The sequence below is a fragment of the Pseudomonas sp. PAMC25584 genome, assembly GCF_058135675.1.
Genome location: NZ_CM176870.1, coordinates 5,802,625 through 5,818,504, shown reverse-complemented (window position 1 = coordinate 5,818,504; position 15,880 = coordinate 5,802,625). Strand labels below are relative to the sequence as shown.

General features: G+C 60.9%; 13 protein-coding genes, 1 pseudogene and 1 riboswitch. Of the genes and pseudogenes, 6 read left to right on the top strand and 8 right to left on the bottom strand.

Features of this window, described 5'->3' with window-relative positions; translation table 11 throughout:
- Window positions 1–35: 35 nt before the first annotated feature.
- Window positions 36–881: a methylenetetrahydrofolate reductase [NAD(P)H] gene (metF, locus tag ACS5Q8_RS27255; RefSeq protein ID WP_443694877.1), complete on the bottom strand. Its 846-nt coding sequence runs from the start codon at window positions 879–881 to the stop codon at window positions 36–38.
- Between the two features lie 170 nt (window positions 882–1,051).
- Window positions 1,052–2,461 carry an adenosylhomocysteinase gene (gene ahcY, locus ACS5Q8_RS27250; protein WP_276195267.1) on the bottom strand — a complete coding sequence of 470 codons (1,410 nt, stop codon included), beginning with the start codon at window positions 2,459–2,461 and terminating at the stop codon, window positions 1,052–1,054.
- Between the two features lie 21 nt (window positions 2,462–2,482).
- A riboswitch (S-adenosyl-L-homocysteine riboswitch) is annotated at window positions 2,483–2,589 on the bottom strand.
- A 198-nt stretch (window positions 2,590–2,787) separates the two neighbouring features.
- On the opposite strand from ahcY, the gene ACS5Q8_RS27245 reads away from it, so the two are divergent.
- The 4 genes and pseudogenes from ACS5Q8_RS27245 (at window position 2,788) to ACS5Q8_RS27230 (ending at window position 6,728) form a co-directional block, all read left to right on the top strand.
- The gene (locus ACS5Q8_RS27245; protein ID WP_276195266.1) at window positions 2,788–3,192 is read left to right on the top strand and encodes an acyl-CoA thioesterase; all 405 of its coding nucleotides are present in this window, start codon (window positions 2,788–2,790) and stop codon (window positions 3,190–3,192) included.
- Window positions 3,193–3,290: 98 nt separating this feature from the next.
- Window positions 3,291–5,224, top strand: a pseudogene (locus ACS5Q8_RS27240) (patatin-like phospholipase family protein).
- 71 nt (window positions 5,225–5,295) lie between these two features.
- Window positions 5,296–6,183: a formate/nitrite transporter family protein gene (locus ACS5Q8_RS27235; RefSeq protein WP_276195263.1), complete on the top strand. Its 888-nt coding sequence runs from the start codon at window positions 5,296–5,298 to the stop codon at window positions 6,181–6,183.
- A 158-nt stretch (window positions 6,184–6,341) separates the two neighbouring features.
- Window positions 6,342–6,728 (top strand): MAPEG family protein, encoded by a 387-nt coding sequence (locus ACS5Q8_RS27230; RefSeq protein WP_276195261.1) that lies wholly within the window; start codon window positions 6,342–6,344, stop codon window positions 6,726–6,728.
- Window positions 6,729–6,781: 53 nt separating this feature from the next.
- Here the strand turns inward: ACS5Q8_RS27230 and mltA are convergent, their stop codons facing one another.
- Window positions 6,782–7,966 (bottom strand): murein transglycosylase A, encoded by a 1,185-nt coding sequence (gene mltA / locus ACS5Q8_RS27225; protein WP_465159645.1) that lies wholly within the window; start codon window positions 7,964–7,966, stop codon window positions 6,782–6,784.
- Window positions 7,967–8,096: 130 nt separating this feature from the next.
- Between mltA and ACS5Q8_RS27220 the strand changes: the two genes are divergently transcribed.
- Window positions 8,097–8,546, top strand: a complete 450-nt coding sequence (locus ACS5Q8_RS27220) for a c-type cytochrome (protein ID WP_247398960.1) — start codon at window positions 8,097–8,099, stop codon at window positions 8,544–8,546.
- Between the two features lie 5 nt (window positions 8,547–8,551).
- Here the strand turns inward: ACS5Q8_RS27220 and ACS5Q8_RS27215 are convergent, their stop codons facing one another.
- From ACS5Q8_RS27215 to ACS5Q8_RS27195, 5 genes are all read right to left on the bottom strand, one after another.
- A complete protein-coding gene (locus tag ACS5Q8_RS27215; protein ID WP_247398963.1) occupies window positions 8,552–8,947 on the bottom strand; it encodes a DUF1090 domain-containing protein in 396 nt (131 codons plus the stop codon).
- Window positions 8,948–8,986: 39 nt separating this feature from the next.
- On the bottom strand, window positions 8,987–10,648 hold the full coding sequence (ligB, locus tag ACS5Q8_RS27210; RefSeq protein ID WP_465159644.1) for an NAD-dependent DNA ligase LigB: 1,662 nt from the start codon (window positions 10,646–10,648) through the stop codon (window positions 8,987–8,989).
- A 99-nt stretch (window positions 10,649–10,747) separates the two neighbouring features.
- Window positions 10,748–11,098 carry a hypothetical protein gene (locus tag ACS5Q8_RS27205; RefSeq protein WP_465159643.1) on the bottom strand — a complete coding sequence of 117 codons (351 nt, stop codon included), beginning with the start codon at window positions 11,096–11,098 and terminating at the stop codon, window positions 10,748–10,750.
- A 219-nt stretch (window positions 11,099–11,317) separates the two neighbouring features.
- Window positions 11,318–12,508 carry a methionine adenosyltransferase gene (gene metK, locus ACS5Q8_RS27200; protein WP_276195252.1) on the bottom strand — a complete coding sequence of 397 codons (1,191 nt, stop codon included), beginning with the start codon at window positions 12,506–12,508 and terminating at the stop codon, window positions 11,318–11,320.
- 19 nt (window positions 12,509–12,527) lie between these two features.
- On the bottom strand, window positions 12,528–13,523 hold the full coding sequence (locus ACS5Q8_RS27195) for an ArsR/SmtB family transcription factor (RefSeq protein ID WP_276195251.1): 996 nt from the start codon (window positions 13,521–13,523) through the stop codon (window positions 12,528–12,530).
- Between the two features lie 259 nt (window positions 13,524–13,782).
- Here ACS5Q8_RS27195 and tkt point away from each other — a divergent pair, with 259 nt between their 5' ends.
- Window positions 13,783–15,780 carry a transketolase gene (tkt, locus tag ACS5Q8_RS27190; protein ID WP_276195250.1) on the top strand — a complete coding sequence of 666 codons (1,998 nt, stop codon included), beginning with the start codon at window positions 13,783–13,785 and terminating at the stop codon, window positions 15,778–15,780.
- Window positions 15,781–15,880 lie beyond the last annotated feature (100 nt).

Sequence of the window (15,880 nt, the reverse complement as noted above, 5' to 3'; positions counted from 1 at the left end):
GTAGGGGCGAGGGCCTTGGCACCGCCGGGCAGGCGTTAGCGTGGCAGCTTCAGGTTGTTCCAGATGGCAAGGCTAGGTTCAGCCTGGTTCAGGGTATAGAAGTGCAACCCTGGCGCGCCACCTTGCAACAATTGTTCACACATCTCACTGATAACCTGTTCGCCGAACGCCTGGATGCTTTTGACGTCGTCGCCATAGGCTTCCAGTTGTTTACGCACCCAGCGTGGGATCTCAGCACCGCAGGCGTCGGAGAAGCGCGCCAGCTTGCTGTAGTTGGTGATCGGCATGATGCCCGGCACGATCGGGATGTTCACACCCAAGGCCCGTACACGCTCTACGAAGTAGAAGTAGCTGTCGGCGTTGAAGAAGTATTGGGTGATTGCACTGTCGGCGCCGGCGTTGGCCTTGCGCACAAAATTCTGCAAATCGTCTTCGAAGTTGCGCGCCTGTGGGTGCATCTCCGGGTAAGCGGCCACTTCGATGTGGAAGTGATCGCCGCTTTCTTCGCGGATGAAGCTCACCAGGTCGTTGGCGTAGCGCAGCTCACCGCTGGCGATGCCCATGCCGGATGGCAAGTCACCGCGCAGGGCGACGATGCGCTTGATCCCGGAGGCCTTGTATTGGGTCAGCAGCGCGCGCAGGTCGGCCTTGCTGTCGCCCACGCACGACAAGTGCGGCGCGGCGGGAATTTTGACTTCGCTTTCCAGCTGCAACACGGTGTTGATCGTGCGGTCACGGGTCGAACCGCCAGCGCCGTAGGTGCAGGAGAAGAAGTCGGGGTGGTAGCTGGCCAACTGCTTGGCAGTCGCCATCAGTTTTTCATGCCCAGCATCGGTCTTGGTCGGGAAGAACTCGAAGCTGTAGCGACGGTCTTGGGACATGGTAATACCCTTGGAAACTCAGAATACCGGAAGGCGTGCACCGATTAATGTGGGAGCGGGCTTGCTCGCGATGGGGGCGGCTCGCTGTTGCAGGTGTGCCGAGTCGGTGCCATCACGAGCAAGCCCGCTTCCACAAAATGCCCCCTCCCGAAGAGAGGGCAACAGGCATATCAGTAGCGGTAAGCGTGCGGCTTGAACGGACCTTCGACGGTCACGCCGATGTAGTCGGCCTGGGTCTTGGTCAGTTGAGTCACCACGCCGCCGAAGCCGCGGACCATTTCCAGGGCCACTTCTTCGTCGAGTTTCTTCGGCAGCACTTCCACGGTCAGGCGCTCGGCTTTCTGGGCCGGCGACAGGTCGGCGTATTTCTGGCCGAACAGGAAGATCTGCGCCAGTACCTGGTTGGCGAACGAGCCATCCATGATGCGGCTTGGGTGGCCAGTGGCGTTACCCAGGTTTACCAGGCGGCCTTCGGCCAGCAGGATCAGGTAGTCGTCGTTCTGCGGGTCGAAATCGCCCGAGCCGGTACGGTGAACCTTGTGGACCTGTGGCTTCACTTCTTCCCATGCCCAGTTCTTGCGCATGAAAGCGGTGTCGATTTCGTTGTCGAAGTGACCGATGTTGCACACCACGGCGCGCTTTTTCAGGGCCTTGAGCATGTTGGCATCGCAGACATTCACGTTACCGGTGGTGGTCACGATCAGGTCGATCTTGCCCAGTAGGGCCTTGTCGATGCTTGCTTCGCTGCCGTCGTTGATACCGTCGATGAACGGCGAAACCACTTCGAAACCGTCCATGCAGGCTTGCATGGCGCAGATCGGGTCAACTTCGGAGACCTTGACGATCATGCCTTCCTGACGCAGGGACTGGGACGAACCCTTGCCCACGTCACCGTAGCCGATCACCAGGGCTTGCTTGCCCGACAGCAGGTGGTCGGTGCCGCGCTTGATGGCATCGTTCAGGCTGTGACGGCAGCCGTACTTGTTGTCGTTCTTGCTCTTGGTCACCGAGTCGTTGACGTTGATGGCCGGGATTTTCAGCTCGCCCTTGGCCAGCATGTCCAGCAGGCGGTGTACGCCGGTGGTGGTTTCTTCGGTCACGCCGTGGACGCGGTCGAGGATCTGCGGGTACTTCTTGTGCAGTAACTCGGTCAGGTCGCCGCCGTCGTCGAGGATCATGTTGGCATCCCATGGCGCGCCATCTTTCAGGATGGTTTGCTCCAGGCACCACTCGTACTCTGCTTCGGTCTCGCCTTTCCAGGCGAATACCGCGATACCGGCAGCAGCGATGGCGGCGGCAGCCTGGTCTTGCGTCGAGAAGATGTTGCAGGACGACCAACGCACTTCGGCACCCAGGGCAACCAGGGTTTCGATCAGCACGGCAGTCTGGATGGTCATGTGGATGCAGCCAAGAATCTTCGCGCCCTTGAGCGGTTGCTCAGCGGCGTACTTGCTGCGCAGGCCCATCAGGGCTGGCATTTCGGATTCGGCGATAAAGGTTTCGCGACGGCCCCAGGCAGCGAGGGACATGTCGGCGACTTTGTAGTCGTTGAAATCTGCAGGCGTAATTACAGCGCTCATGAAGAGCCTCCATTCGTAGTGTGCGAATGGGCGCCGTTGTGCGTTTAGTATCAGGCCAGGGTAACCAGGCCGGACAACGCCCCATCCGAGCCTGACAGGTTGAACCTGCTGCAGCGCCCCTCGGACAGGTGGCGGGAGAACGGTATCAACTGAAGATGACCGTTTTGAAGCGGGGGCGATTATAGCTGTGTACGCGGCACTTCCCAAGCCTTTCTGTCGGCGGGATGAAGATCGCGCATGGGGTTGATAGGCAATAGCGCATAGAGCTTGAGCCCGGGCTCTGCCATGATGTTGCCCATCATTCGGCAAGACGTTTTGGAGTGACCATGAACTTCCACACCCGCAAATGGGTAAAACCTGAAGACCTCAACCCCAACGGCACCCTGTTCGGTGGCAGCCTGCTGCGCTGGATCGACGAGGAAGCGGCCATTTACGCGATTGTTCAATTGGGCAACCAGCGGGTGGTGACCAAGTACATCTCCGAAATCAACTTCGTCAGCGCCTCGCGCCAGGGCGACATCATCGAGCTGGGCATCACCGCCACCGATTTCGGCCGCACCTCCATCACCCTGACCTGTGAAGTGCGCAACAAGATCACCCGCAAAAGCATCCTCACTGTGGAAAAAATGGTCTTCGTCAACCTCGGCGAAGACGGTTTGCCCGCGCCGCACGGCCGGACCGAGATCAAGTACGTGAAGGACCAGTTCAAGGAAGACAGCCACCCTGCGTAACCGCTCACCGGTTTGATTGCTTTACCAAATCATTCCAGGTGGATCTTTCCCGGGCGTTCTCATCACTCAGGACTACATCCTGTATTGAGAGCCTGTGTATGAAAGTGTCCTCCAATCCGGCTGCCCAAATTCGGCCGCCTTCGCTTCAGTCGCCACAATCCTCCTTCAGCCAAGGCGTGAAACCGACCTTGGTTGAAGGGGTTGGGCCGCGCAAGCTGAGCCTCTCCCGCGACATTAACGGCCAGGTGGACATTGTGGTGTCGCCGCCACCGCCCAGCCATCTGGTGCTCAGTGGCGGGGGAGCCAAAGGCATTGCCTATCCGGGGATGGTGCAGGCGCTTGAGGACAGCGGGAAGCTGCAAGGTATCCAGGTTATTTCCGGCTCATCGGCCGGCGCGATTTCTGCAACGTTGCTCGCCAGTGGCATGAACGCCGAGGTCTTCGGCAAGCTATCGAACAGCATCGACCTGCCGAGCCTGTTGAATAGCAACGACCCGTTGACGGCCTGGCTGCAAGAGGCCAGTACTCGTATTGGCAAACTCATCGGGCGCTTGCCAGTGCCCGCAGGCAATATCGCCCAATTGCTGCTGACGTTGATGCCGCGCCTGCAAACCGAGGCGTATCCCCTGGAAGAATTGCTGCGCAACGAGTCACGCCAGTCGATCCTCGCCCATATCGCCGCCACGCCAAGGGCCACCCGGCCAGGCGCAGTCATGAAAATTGCTGACCGGCTCAGCGCCGGCGACGCGCCGACTTTTCGCGATCTTGAGGTGTTGAGCCGACATATCCCGGCGATCAAGCCACTCAATATCACCGGCACAGGTATGTTCGACGGCCGCCCGCAATTGGTGGCGTTTAACGCCAGCTTGACCCCAGACATGGACATCGCCCGCGCCGCGCACATTTCGGCGTCATTGCCGGTGCTTTTCAAGCGCCCGACCGAGCAGGGCCATGCCTTTCAGGAAACTGCCGAAGCCACGGCGTTTCAGGACGGTGGCCTGCTGCTCAACACGCCGGCTCCCGGGGTGATCGAGCGCTCGTTTGCAGAAAGTCCGCTAAGCCAGTACGAGTCTCTGATCGTCAAATTTGAAGCCGAAGACGCTGCAACGCCGAAAAAAAGCGGCGGGTTTTTCAGTGGCCTCGTCGATAAGGTGACGGGAACGTCCCATACGTCCGCCGAGGCCTATCAAGATGAACGGCTCAAGGCGTTTGCCGAGCAGACAGTGGTCCTGCGGCTGAAGACGAATAAGGGGGATTTTCGCGGCACACTCAACGGCACCGTGAACTTCACCATGAGCGCCGAGCACAAGCAGCATCTGCAGGCACACGCGCGCAAAACCGTGGCGGCGCACTTGGAGCAACGCGACACGGTTCGCGAGCATCACACGTTTGCTTCATTGGACGACGCTGTGCTGGCGATGGACGATGAGATGTTGGCCAGTGTGCAGGAAACCTTGCAGAAAGAGCCGGCTGCGGCTGCGGTATTGAGGTTCAGAAAGAGCGCGCAACAAGCATTGCAGTCCCTGGACAATGCCATTGCCAAGGTGAACCAGAACTACGACAGCTTGATCTTCACCCCTGAACTGTCTGCCGCGCTGCGCAACCTGGATGCGCTCGCGCCAGCCGGCCTGAACATGTCGAGTGGCTGGGGCGGCGCCTGAATGCAGCGGGGCAGCGCAATTTTCAGCAGTTGTTGCAGGTGGCGGCCAAGCAGGCTTCGGGCGCCTCGCCGATGTCCAAGGTCATGGCCAGTGCGGTCGCCGAAATGAAAAGGCGCGACCTCTCGGTAAAGGCCGAAAATTTCACCCGCGAGGTCATCTACCCATCGCTGTACCGCCCCGGCCAGACAGGCGCCAACGTCGACTTGTTGCAACGCGCCGCAGGTAATTTGGCCAAGGCGACCACCCCCGCTGAGTTCAACCGAGTGCTCGACGACATCATTCAGCACTACGGTGCGCGCAACAAACCCTGGTCAAAATCGTTCCGCTCGACCACGGTGGAGATGGCCAAAGCCTGGCGCATACCGGTTTAGTTGCCACGCCACTGAACAGCCATTGCTCCAGCCTGTCGTAGCTACAGACACCTCTTGGACTCTGGAACATCATGGCCACGAACGACGACGGCAAAACCCCCAACCTGTCGCAGGAAGAACAGCACGACGTTGACAAGAACCAGCCGCCCCGCGCGGCTGTACTGCATGAAATCATCCGCACTCAGGGCGATCAGGAGCTCGAGCGCTCGGTGGCGGCATTGTGGTGGTCGGCGCTGGCGGCGGGCCTGACTATGGGCCTCTCACTGATGGGCATGGGCCTACTCAACTCGCGCCTGCCGGACGGTGAAGGGTTCAAAGTCATCGCCAGCTTCGGCTATTGCGCGGGCTTTTTGGCGGTGATCCTCGCACGCCAGCAGTTGTTCACTGAAAACACCCTGACCGCAGTGCTGCCGGTGATGAGCAAACCGACCCTGGCCAATGCCGGGCGTCTTCTGCGCCTGTGGACGGTGGTGCTGGTGGGTAACTTGTGCGGCACCTTGCTGGTGGCCTATGTGATGCTGCACTTGCCGATCTTCGATACTAAGACCGACTTGGCCTTCCTTGAGATCGGACGCAAAGTCATGGAAAACGCCCCCGGCCAGATGTTCGCCAAGGGCATCGTTTCCGGCTGGATGATCGCCACCATGGTGTGGATGATCCCGTCGATGGAAAGCGCCAAGATCTGGATCATCATCCTGATCACCTACCTGATGGCGCTGGGGGATTTCACCCACATCGTGGTCGGTTCGGCGGAAGTGTCTTACCTGGTATTTGCCGGCGAATTGCCGTGGAAGGATTTCTGGCTAATATTCGCCGGGCCGACCCTGGCCGGCAATATCATTGGCGGGAGCTGTATCTTTGCGCTGATCAGCCACGCGCAGATCCGCAGCGAAAGCAGCCTGCCGGGCAAGGCTGCAGCGGACCCGAGGCATCCGCAGCGGATCAATAAGGATCAGTGAGCGGAGGCGCTACCGGCGCCGACCGGGGCGTGTGTTGATGAGCTACGCTTGGGTGCTTTGGGTCATGCAGTTGGGCCCATCGCCTGTGGATGGGGGCTGACCAGCATGTTCGTGATAAAACGCTAGCCGTCTTGATAAAACCAAAAAAGGAATGAGTAATGACTGTCGCTTTCTGGTGTGTATTGATCGCAATCTTTCTGCCTTACCTGTGTATAGGTGTGGCCAAATTCAGCGGCGGCAAGTTCGGGCCACGGCAGAACCATGACCCGCGTGCCTTCCTCGATACCTTGGAAGGCTTCGCCAAACGTGCCCACAGCGCGCAGCTCAACAGCTTTGAAGTGACCCCGGCGTTTGCTGCCGCTGTGATCATCGCGCACCTGGCTGGCAACGCCGAACTGGTCACGATCAATGTCCTCGCGGTGTTGTTTATCACCAGTCGCCTGCTGTACATCATCTGCTACCTGGCGGACTGGGCCATCCTGCGCTCGCTGGTGTGGGCGGTTGGCATGGCGCTGATTGTGAGTTTCTTCTTCGTCTCGATCTAACGCCTGCCGCCGTGTGGGAGCCGGCTTGCTCCCACATTGTCGATCAGCGTCGGTCAGGTGCCGGCTGGGGCATCCGGCACCTGGGGTAATACGGCGCCCTTGGGCCACAACATCCAGATCTGCCCCTGCTGCTTCATATTCCCTGCCAGTTCGCCTGCTGCTTCCCCTGTGCCCCAGAACAAGTCCGCGCGCACTTCGCCGGTGATTGCGCCGCCGGTATCCTGCGCGGCGACAGGGCGCACGATCGGTGTGCCATCCGGGCGTGTGGTCGACAGCCACAACAGGCTGCCCAGCGGAATCACCTTGCGATCCACCGCTACGCTGTAGCCGGCGGTCAGCGGCACGTTGAGCGAGCCGCGTGGGCCTTCGTTGCTGTCGGGGCGAGCGCTGAAGAACACGTAGCTGGGGTTGCTCGCCAGCAGTTGCGGAATGCGCTGCGGGTGCGCCTTGGCCCAGGCGGCGATGGCGCCCATGGTCACGTCTTCTTTCTTCAGCTCGCCTTGTTCCACCAGCCAGCGGCCGATAGGGCGGTAGGGGTAGCCGTTCTGGTCGCCGTAGCCGATACGCAGTTGGCGCCCGCCAGCCAGTTGAATTCGGCCCGAACCCTGGATCTGCAGGAATTGCAGGTCCATCGGGTCGGTCAGCCAGGCGATCGGCTTGGCGGTGGAGCCTTGGCCGTTGATCGTGCTGGCGTCGTCATACGGCTTGAGCACACGACCTTCCAGGCGGCCGCGCAGGCGCTTGCCCTTGAGTTCCGGGTAGATGCTTTCGAGGTTGACGATGATCAGGTCGTCCGGCACGCCGTACACGGGCACATGGGCGGTAGGGGTTTCGGTCAGGCTGCCGGGGTAGACCGGCTCGTAGTAGCCGGTGATCAGGCCGTTCGGGGTGTTGTCGGCCGAGCGCAGGCCGAATACGTCCAGGCGCTCCTTGAGAAAACCGCGAACCGCCGCCGCATCCCCTGGCACTGCAGTTGCCGCCGCGCAGGTCGCGCCCCACACCGGGTCAGCCTTGAGGCGTTGGCAGGCGCTGCGCCAGGATTCAAACCCGGCTAGCAGTTCGCTATCGGACACCGCCGGCAGCGCTTCCCACGGTGCGCTCACATAGGTGGCCACCGCATGGGGTTTGATAGTTTCATCTTTGTGCGCATCCTTGCCCACATCGCAGCCGGCCAGCACTGCGATCATCGGTAGAGCCCACGCCAGGCGGCGGCTCCAGGGTTTCAAAGCGATATTCATACAAGCAATTCCTGAAGCGATTGCCCGCTCGCCGACGCGTTTGGGCAACCCTTATCGTTAATAGGGCTATTGGTCTTTACGGGTGGGGCGAGGATACTGGCCGCCGTTTTCCCGTGACCTCGAAGCCACCATGACTTTTAAAAAACTGACTGTTGTACTGCTCGCCTGCCTGGCGCTGTCTGCCTGTGGCGGCGTTGATCCGAATTCGCCCCTGGGCCAGCGCAAGGCGATCTTCAAGCAAATGCTCAAGACCGGCGAAGACCTGGGTGGCATGTTGCGTGGACGCATCCCGTTCGACGGCGCGAAGTTCGCCGAAGGCGCGGTCAAGCTCGATGCGTTGTCCCATGAACCGTGGAAGCATTTCCCGAGCGTGCGTGAGGAAGACCACACCAGCGCCAAGGACGACGTCTGGCAAAAACAGGCGCAATTCCAGCAACTGGCCCGCGACCTTGAAGCGGCCACCGGTGAATTGGTGATCGCAAGTCAGGTGCAGCCCTACAAGGCCAGTAACCTTACGCCTGCGGTGCAGAAAGTCGAAGATGCCTGCAGCGCCTGCCATAAGCAGTTCCGGGACCACTGACCGGTTTACTGGTCGAGTTCTTCTACCGCATCCTGCAGTGCTTTGCGCGACTCGGCCAGTTTGTCCTTACGTTTGTTGATCTTGTCCGCGTCGCCTTTTTTCATCGCCTTGTCGAGGTCGGCCTGACGGCGGCTGACGTCGTGCTTGGCGTCGAGCACCTTGTTTTCGCGCTCCTTTTTCAAGGCGGCGTCGGTGCAGTTGGCTGTGACTTCACTTAGGGCTTTTTCCAGGCCGGCCTGTTGTGCGCTGTTGCCATGGGCCTTGGCCTGTTCGATCTGGGTGATGATGGCCTGGCGCTTGGCGGCGCAGCCGGTCAGTGGGGTTGCTTCTTCGGCTGCCAGCAGCGGCGTCGCCATGAAACATGCGACGGTCAGCAGGGCAAAAGGGGCTAAAAATTTCATAGGGAGCTCCAAAGTCGCAATCTAGTGGCCGGGTCAGGTTCAAAACCCGTCAATCCCAGCCACGCGTAGTGTCTCAGCCAACGCCTGGATCTGCGGGTCGCGAAAAAAAGCGCTCAGTTGCGCCGCGCGTCCCGGGCCGATGCCATCCAGGGCCAGCCAGGCTTGGGTGTCCTTGGCAACCAGCGCCTGCCAGTCGCCTTCCAGGTTATTGCGTGCTGCGGGCGGCACGCCCAGGGCTTTGAGCCATTGAGCAAAAGGCCGTTGCCGTGCGCTGCGAATACTGTCGAGCACCCGCGCACGGCTGCGATCGCCGAAGCCTTCAATGTTAGCAAGCTCTGCCGCATCCAGGGTCAACCAATCGAGGAAGCCTGCGATTAGACCGGCCTGGATCAATACGTTCCACGTCTCCCGGCCCATATGCGGCAGGCCCAGGCCCTGGTTGCCGCTCAACCAGGTCAGGCGGGCCAGCAACTGTTCTTCACAGCCAGGGTCCAGTTGCCAGCAACTCAGGGCGTGAAAGTCCCGGGCACTGGGGACTTGGATGTCCACTCTTGTCTCGTTGCGCAGGATCACCTCGTCCAATCGCGGAATGACCTGGCCGGCGAGACTGATGGAAACCTGGTCGCCGGGGCGGATATCCATTGTTTTCCAGCGTTGCAGGGAGCCGGTGCTGACGCGGCTGATCTGCCTGTCGTCCAGCCGCACCGGTTCGAGTTCCAGGACCGGCGTGATGCGCCCGGTGCGGCCGATGTTGAATTGCACCTTGCGTACCAGCGCCAGGGCCTTTGCTGCGGGATATTTCCAGGCGACCGCCCAGTAAGGCGTGCTGACCTGCCAGCGCTTGGCGGGTGCGCGGGTGGCCTGGTGCAGCACGACGCCATCACTGGCAAAAGGCAGTGGATGGTTGTACCAGTAGGTGCGCCAGCGTGCGGCGTCGGCGATGTCCTGAATGGGCCGGCTGTAGCGTTGGCTGTCGGTGAAGCCCCAGCCAGCCAGGGTGGCCAGGCGTTCGGTAAAGTCTGCCGGGCCATCGGGCCAGGCCCAGACAAACAGACCGATCCCGGCCGCCTCGGTGTCGTTCAATTGTCGACGGTTCATCAGGCCGGCCACCTTGCTGCGCGCATTAAGCCCGCCGAGGGTCGATTGCACGTGGTCGTCGAGACGCCAGTAGAGCTCACCTTGCAGCACAAGGTCGATGGGCTCTGGCAGTTGCTGGACGATGCCGGGGATTTTTTTCGCGGAGGCAGACCAATCCTGGCCGAGCAGGCCGTCGCCTCGGCTGATTACTTGGCGCAAGCGCCCCTGGCGGTAGACCAGAGTCACGGCGACACCATCGACCTTGGGCTGAATCCAGACGTCTTGGCGAGCCCGGAGCCATTCGCCGACGGCGTGTTCGTCGAGCAATTTTTCCAGGCCCGTATGGGCCACCGGGTGCGGCGAGGTGCCCCGTGAGCTGGCCAATGGCTTGTCAGCTACCGCAGCCGGTTGGGGAAAGCACCGGTGCCAGTGAGCCAGGCGTTGGCGGGCCTGGTCGTAGAGTTCATCGCTGATGGGCGAATGGCCAAGCCGGTGGTAGTTGTCATCCCAGAGACTGATTTGCCGGGCCAGCGGGCCGATCTGCGCGCGCGCATCATCGGGGCACTCTTCAGCCCTGGCCAACCCGGTTAGAACACTGAGTAAAAGAACAATCAGCAGGCGCATCGGGAGCATCCTTGCTCGGTAAGGGGCGCTCAGCCTAAGGGATCTTCGCGCCCACAAAAAAGCCCCGACAGGTCGGGGCTTTTTACCGGGTGTTTCTGCTTACTTGAACAGACCACCCAAGGCTTTCACTGCATCGTTGTTTTCAGTCTTGGCCTGCTGCTTTTGCTGCTTGGTATCGACGTTGGCCTGGGACTCGGCGAGTTTGTTACAGCCTTTGTTGACCTGCTCCAGCGCGGCTTCGAAGGCCTTCACTTTCAAGGTGTCGTTTTTGGCATTGGCCGCATCGATCTTGGTTTGCAGGTCTTTGGCTTGCTGTTGGCAGTCGCCGGAGTTGCCGCCACCGAGTTGGGAGCTCAGTGCGCCACTCAGTGCGCTCAGGTCGGCGGCATTTACCGGCAGGGCGAACAGGCTGAGCAGCAGGGCGGTCGGGGCGAGCGTGGAAATGCGCATGAAAACCTCAATGTTCGATTGCCTGCGCGTTGATGAGTCCCGGGCTGGCGCAGTGCAATATCCATAATTAGGTGGAAGGCCCGGGAGGGCGCGGATTCTAGTGGGCCATTATTTGGCCTGCAAGGTTTGGATCCAAAAAATGTGAAGCACGACGCGAATCGCGCACCAATAAAAAGCCCCGCCGGGCGAACCCGGCAGGGCTTTGAGTACCGCAAGCGATTACAGGCCGGCAGCGATACGCAGGTCGTCGGCGCGGTCGGTTTTTTCCCAGGTGAACGTGGTGAAGGTGTCGTCGCCGACCGTCTTCTGCGCCGGGGTACGGCCGAAGTGGCCGTAGGCCGCGGTTTCCTGGTACATCGGGTGCAGCAGGTCGAGCATGGTGGTGATTGCGTAAGGGCGCAGGTCGAAGATCTCACGCACCAGCTTGACGATCTTGTCATCGCTGATCTTGCCGGTGCCGAAGGTGTTCAGCGAGATCGACGTAGGCTGGGCCACACCGATAGCGTAGGACACCTGAATCTCGCAACGCTCGGCCAGGCCGGCGGCGACGATGTTCTTGGCCACGTAGCGACCGGCGTAGGCTGCCGAACGGTCAACCTTGGATGGATCTTTACCGGAGAACGCGCCACCGCCGTGACGGGCCATGCCGCCGTAGCTGTCGACGATGATCTTGCGCCCGGTCAGGCCGCAGTCGCCCACCGGGCCACCAATGATGAACTGGCCGGTCGGGTTGATATGGAACTGGGTGTCCTTGCTCAGCAGTTCAGCCGGCAGTACGTGCTTGACGATCAGCTCCATCACGCCTTCGCGCAGGTCGGCGTAGGAAACGTCCGGGTTGTGCTGGGTTGACAGCACGACAGCATCGATGCCGACCACTTTGCCGCCTTCATAACGGCAGGTTACTTGGGACTTGGCGTCCGGCCGCAGCCACGGCAGCAGGCCGGATTTACGGGCTTCGGCCTGGCGCTGCACCAACTGGTGCGAGAAGGTGATCGGTGCCGGCATCAGCACGTCGGTTTCGTTGCTGGCATAGCCGAACATCAGGCCCTGGTCGCCGGCGCCCTGGTCTTCTGGCTTGGCGCGGTCGACACCTTGGTTGATGTCTGGGGACTGCTTGCCGATGATGTTCATCACGCCGCAGGTGGCGCCGTCAAAGCCGACGTTGGAGCTGTTGTAGCCGATGTTGGTGATCACCTCACGGACGATATGCTCCAGGTCGACCCAGGCCGAGGTGGTGACTTCGCCGGCGATGATCGCCACGCCCGTTTTCACCAGAGTCTCGCACGCCACACGGGCGAACTTGTCTTCAGCAATGATGGCGTCCAGCACCGCATCAGAAATCTGGTCGGCGATTTTGTCCGGATGCCCTTCAGACACGGACTCGGAGGTGAAAAGGGAGTATTCGCTCATCTCGATGTTTTCCTGATATTTACCGATGGTGAGTGTCGCCAGCCGGTCGCTGAAAATGGCGGACCTGAATCTGGAAACCATTACGTAAACCTACATAGAGGCTTTCCCCGGGAACGAGTCCCGCAGCGGTGGCCCAACGGGCCAGATCGTCCTGTTCAAAACCCAACCAGAGATCACCGCAGGCCTCCCTGGCCCAATTCTGGTTGTGGCTGCATAAATCTGTAACCAGCAGGCTACCGCCGGGTTGCAGCAAATTCGCCATCTGCTTGAGGGCGTCGGCGGGGGCCGCGAAATGGTGCAGGACCATGTTCAGCACCACGCAATCGGCCCGCAGGCTGGTGTCATTCAGGGCGTCCGCCAACTGCAGGCTGACGTTGCCCAGGGCCTCGCGCTCGCACAACTGGCGCGCCAGTTCGAGCATCGCCGGGCTGTTGTCCAGCGCCGTGACCTGGTGAAAACGGCGCGCCAGCTCCGGCAAAAAGCCGCCATCCCCTGGCCCGACTTCCAGGGCGGTCGCTTCATGACTGAAGCTCAGCTTGTCCAGCAGCGCCAGTACACTTTCGCGATATTGGGGCAAGCCGGCGATCAGGTCCTGCTGGGCGCGAAACTTTTCGGCAACCCGTGAGAAAAAGTCCTGGCTAGCCGCTGCGCGCTGCCCATGCACTTGGCCGATGCGCGACTGCACGTCGCTGGGCAGACTTAAGTTGTCCACTTCTTCCAGCAGCGCACTGTGCAGCTTGCCGCCGAGCAGCTCGGTGTGGGGCAGGGCGCGGCGGTAAAAAATCGCGTTGCCTTCGCGACGGGTGGCCACCAGGTCGGCCTGGGCCAGGACCTTCAAGTGATGGCTCATGCCCGACTGACCAATGGCGAAGATCTGCGCCAGTTCCAGCACGCCGAAGGAATCGTTGGCCAGCACCCGCAGTACGTTCAGGCGCAACGGGTCGCCAGCGGCCTTGCATAAGGCAGCCAGTTCATCGCCATCGTCGGGACGCAGGGAGGGCACGGGTAGGTTCATAAGGCCAGCAGTCTAGTGATGGGTGGAAATCATCGCAAGGTCAATATCAAAAAGTTTTGATATTGGTCGATAAGTGGCGGTTATAAGCGAGCGCTATCCCTCTTAGACGAAGGGGCGGCCGAGTTCTGCAGGCGATTGCCGCGCAAACCACAGGAAAAACACCCTCAAGTGACTATCTGTCATTGCCCGCAGGCGGTGGCTGAGGGAAAATGCCGGTCCTTTTTTCCGTTTCTTTTATTCAACCCTCAGGAGAACAGCGATGCCCAGCCGTCGTGAGCGTGCCAACGCCATTCGTGCCCTCAGCATGGATGCCGTGCAAAAAGCCAACAGCGGCCATCCCGGTGCCCCGATGGGCATGGCGGATATCGCCGAGGTCCTTTGGCGTGACTACCTGAAACACAACCCGAGCAACCCAGCGTTCGCCGACCGTGACCGCTTCGTGCTGTCCAACGGCCACGGCTCGATGCTGATCTACTCGCTGCTGCACCTGACCGGCTACGATCTCACTATCGACGATCTGAAGAGCTTCCGTCAGCTGCACAGCCGCACCCCGGGCCACCCGGAATTCGGCTACACCCCAGGCGTCGAGACCACCACCGGTCCCCTGGGCCAAGGCCTGGCCAACGCCGTCGGTTTCGCGCTGGCTGAAAAAGTCCTGGGCGCGCAGTTCAACCGCCCCGGCCACGACATCGTCGACCACCACACCTACGTATTCCTGGGTGATGGCTGCATGATGGAAGGCATTTCCCACGAAGTTTCCTCCCTGGCCGGCACCCTGGGCCTGGGCAAGCTGATTGCCTTCTACGACGACAACGGCATCTCCATCGACGGCGAAGTCGAAGGCTGGTTCACCGATGACACCCCTAAGCGTTTCGAAGCCTACAACTGGCAAGTGATCCGCAACGTCGACGGCCACGACCCGGAAGAAATCAAGACCGCCATCGACACCGCCCGCAAGAGCGAGCAGCCGACCCTGATCTGCTGCAAGACCACCATCGGTTTCGGCTCGCCGAACAAGCAAGGTAAAGAAGACTGCCACGGCGCCCCACTGGGTGACGCGGAAATCGCCCTGACCCGTGAAGCGCTGAAGTGGAACTACGGCCCGTTCGAAATCCCGGCCGACATCTACGCCGAATGGGATGCCAAGGAAAAAGGCCTGGCCGCCGAAGCCGAGTGGGACCAGCGTTTCGCCGCCTACTCCGCCGAATTCCCTGCGCTTGCCAATGAGCTGGTGCGCCGTCTCGCCGGTGACCTGCCTGCCGACTTCTCGGAGAAAGCCTCGGCCTACATCGCCGAAGTCGCGGCCAAGGGCGAGACCATCGCCAGCCGTAAAGCCAGCCAGAACACCCTGAACGCCTTTGGCCCGCTGCTGCCTGAGTTCCTCGGCGGTTCGGCCGACCTGGCCGGTTCCAACCTGACCCTGTGGAAAGGTTGCAAAGGTGTTTCGGCCGAAGACGCCAGCGGCAACTACATGTACTACGGCGTGCGCGAGTTCGGCATGAGCGCCATCATGAACGGCGTGTCCCTGCACGGCGGCCTGGTGCCTTACGGCGCGACCTTCCTGATGTTCATGGAATACGCGCGCAACGCCGTGCGCATGGCCGCGCTGATGAAGAAACGCGTGATCCACGTGTACACCCACGACTCCATCGGCCTGGGCGAAGACGGTCCGACCCACCAGCCGGTCGAGCAACTGACCAGCCTGCGCACTACGCCGAACCTCGATTGCTGGCGCCCAGCCGACGCGGTCGAATCCGCCGTGGCCTGGAAGCACGCGATCGAGCGCAAGGACGGCCCTTCGGCGCTGATCTTCTCGCGTCAGAACCTGCAACATCAGGTGCGCACCGACGCGCAGATCGCCGACATCAGCCGTGGTGGCTACGTGCTCAAGGACTGCATCGGCGAGCCGGAGCTGATCCTGATCTCCACCGGTTCCGAAGTCGGCCTGACCGTTCAGGCCTACGACAAGCTGACTGCCCAAGGCCATAACGTGCGCGTGGTGTCCATGCCATGCACCAGCGTGTTTGAAGCTCAGGACGCTGACTACAAGCAATCGGTATTGCCGTTGCAGGTCAGTGCGCGTATCGCCATCGAAGCGGCTCACGCCGACTACTGGTACAAGTACGTGGGCCTGGAAGGCCGCGTGATCGGCATGACCACCTACGGTGAGTCGGCGCCGGCGCCAGCCTTGTTCGAAGAGTTCGGTTTCACCCTGGAAAACATCCTGGGTCAGGCTGAAGAGCTGCTGGAAGACTAAGGCTGTAAATTGCGGTGGCTGTACTGACGCCTTCGCGAGCAAGCCCGCTCCCACATTTGGAATGCATTTCAAATGTGGGAGCGGGCTTGCTCGCGAAGGC

What these genes read in the sequence shown, in the direction of transcription:
- ACS5Q8_RS27245 (WP_276195266.1), top strand. Translation starts at nt 2,788, where the DNA reads ATGAACTTCCACACCCGCAAATGGGTAAAACCTGAAGACCTCAACCCC.
- ACS5Q8_RS27230 (WP_276195261.1), top strand. Translation starts at nt 6,342, where the DNA reads ATGACTGTCGCTTTCTGGTGTGTATTGATCGCAATCTTTCTGCCTTAC.
- metK (WP_276195252.1), bottom strand. Translation starts at nt 12,508, where the DNA reads ATGAGCGAATACTCCCTTTTCACCTCCGAGTCCGTGTCTGAAGGGCAT.
- tkt (WP_276195250.1), top strand. Translation starts at nt 13,783, where the DNA reads ATGCCCAGCCGTCGTGAGCGTGCCAACGCCATTCGTGCCCTCAGCATG.
- ligB (WP_465159644.1), bottom strand. Translation starts at nt 10,648, where the DNA reads ATGCGCCTGCTGATTGTTCTTTTACTCAGTGTTCTAACCGGGTTGGCC.
- ACS5Q8_RS27220 (WP_247398960.1), top strand. Translation starts at nt 8,097, where the DNA reads ATGACTTTTAAAAAACTGACTGTTGTACTGCTCGCCTGCCTGGCGCTG.
- mltA (WP_465159645.1), bottom strand. Translation starts at nt 7,966, where the DNA reads ATGAATATCGCTTTGAAACCCTGGAGCCGCCGCCTGGCGTGGGCTCTA.
- ACS5Q8_RS27195 (WP_276195251.1), bottom strand. Translation starts at nt 13,523, where the DNA reads ATGAACCTACCCGTGCCCTCCCTGCGTCCCGACGATGGCGATGAACTG.
- metF (WP_443694877.1), bottom strand. Translation starts at nt 881, where the DNA reads ATGTCCCAAGACCGTCGCTACAGCTTCGAGTTCTTCCCGACCAAGACC.
- ACS5Q8_RS27205 (WP_465159643.1), bottom strand. Translation starts at nt 11,098, where the DNA reads ATGCGCATTTCCACGCTCGCCCCGACCGCCCTGCTGCTCAGCCTGTTC.
- ACS5Q8_RS27235 (WP_276195263.1), top strand. Translation starts at nt 5,296, where the DNA reads ATGGCCACGAACGACGACGGCAAAACCCCCAACCTGTCGCAGGAAGAA.
- ahcY (WP_276195267.1), bottom strand. Translation starts at nt 2,461, where the DNA reads ATGAGCGCTGTAATTACGCCTGCAGATTTCAACGACTACAAAGTCGCC.
- ACS5Q8_RS27215 (WP_247398963.1), bottom strand. Translation starts at nt 8,947, where the DNA reads ATGAAATTTTTAGCCCCTTTTGCCCTGCTGACCGTCGCATGTTTCATG.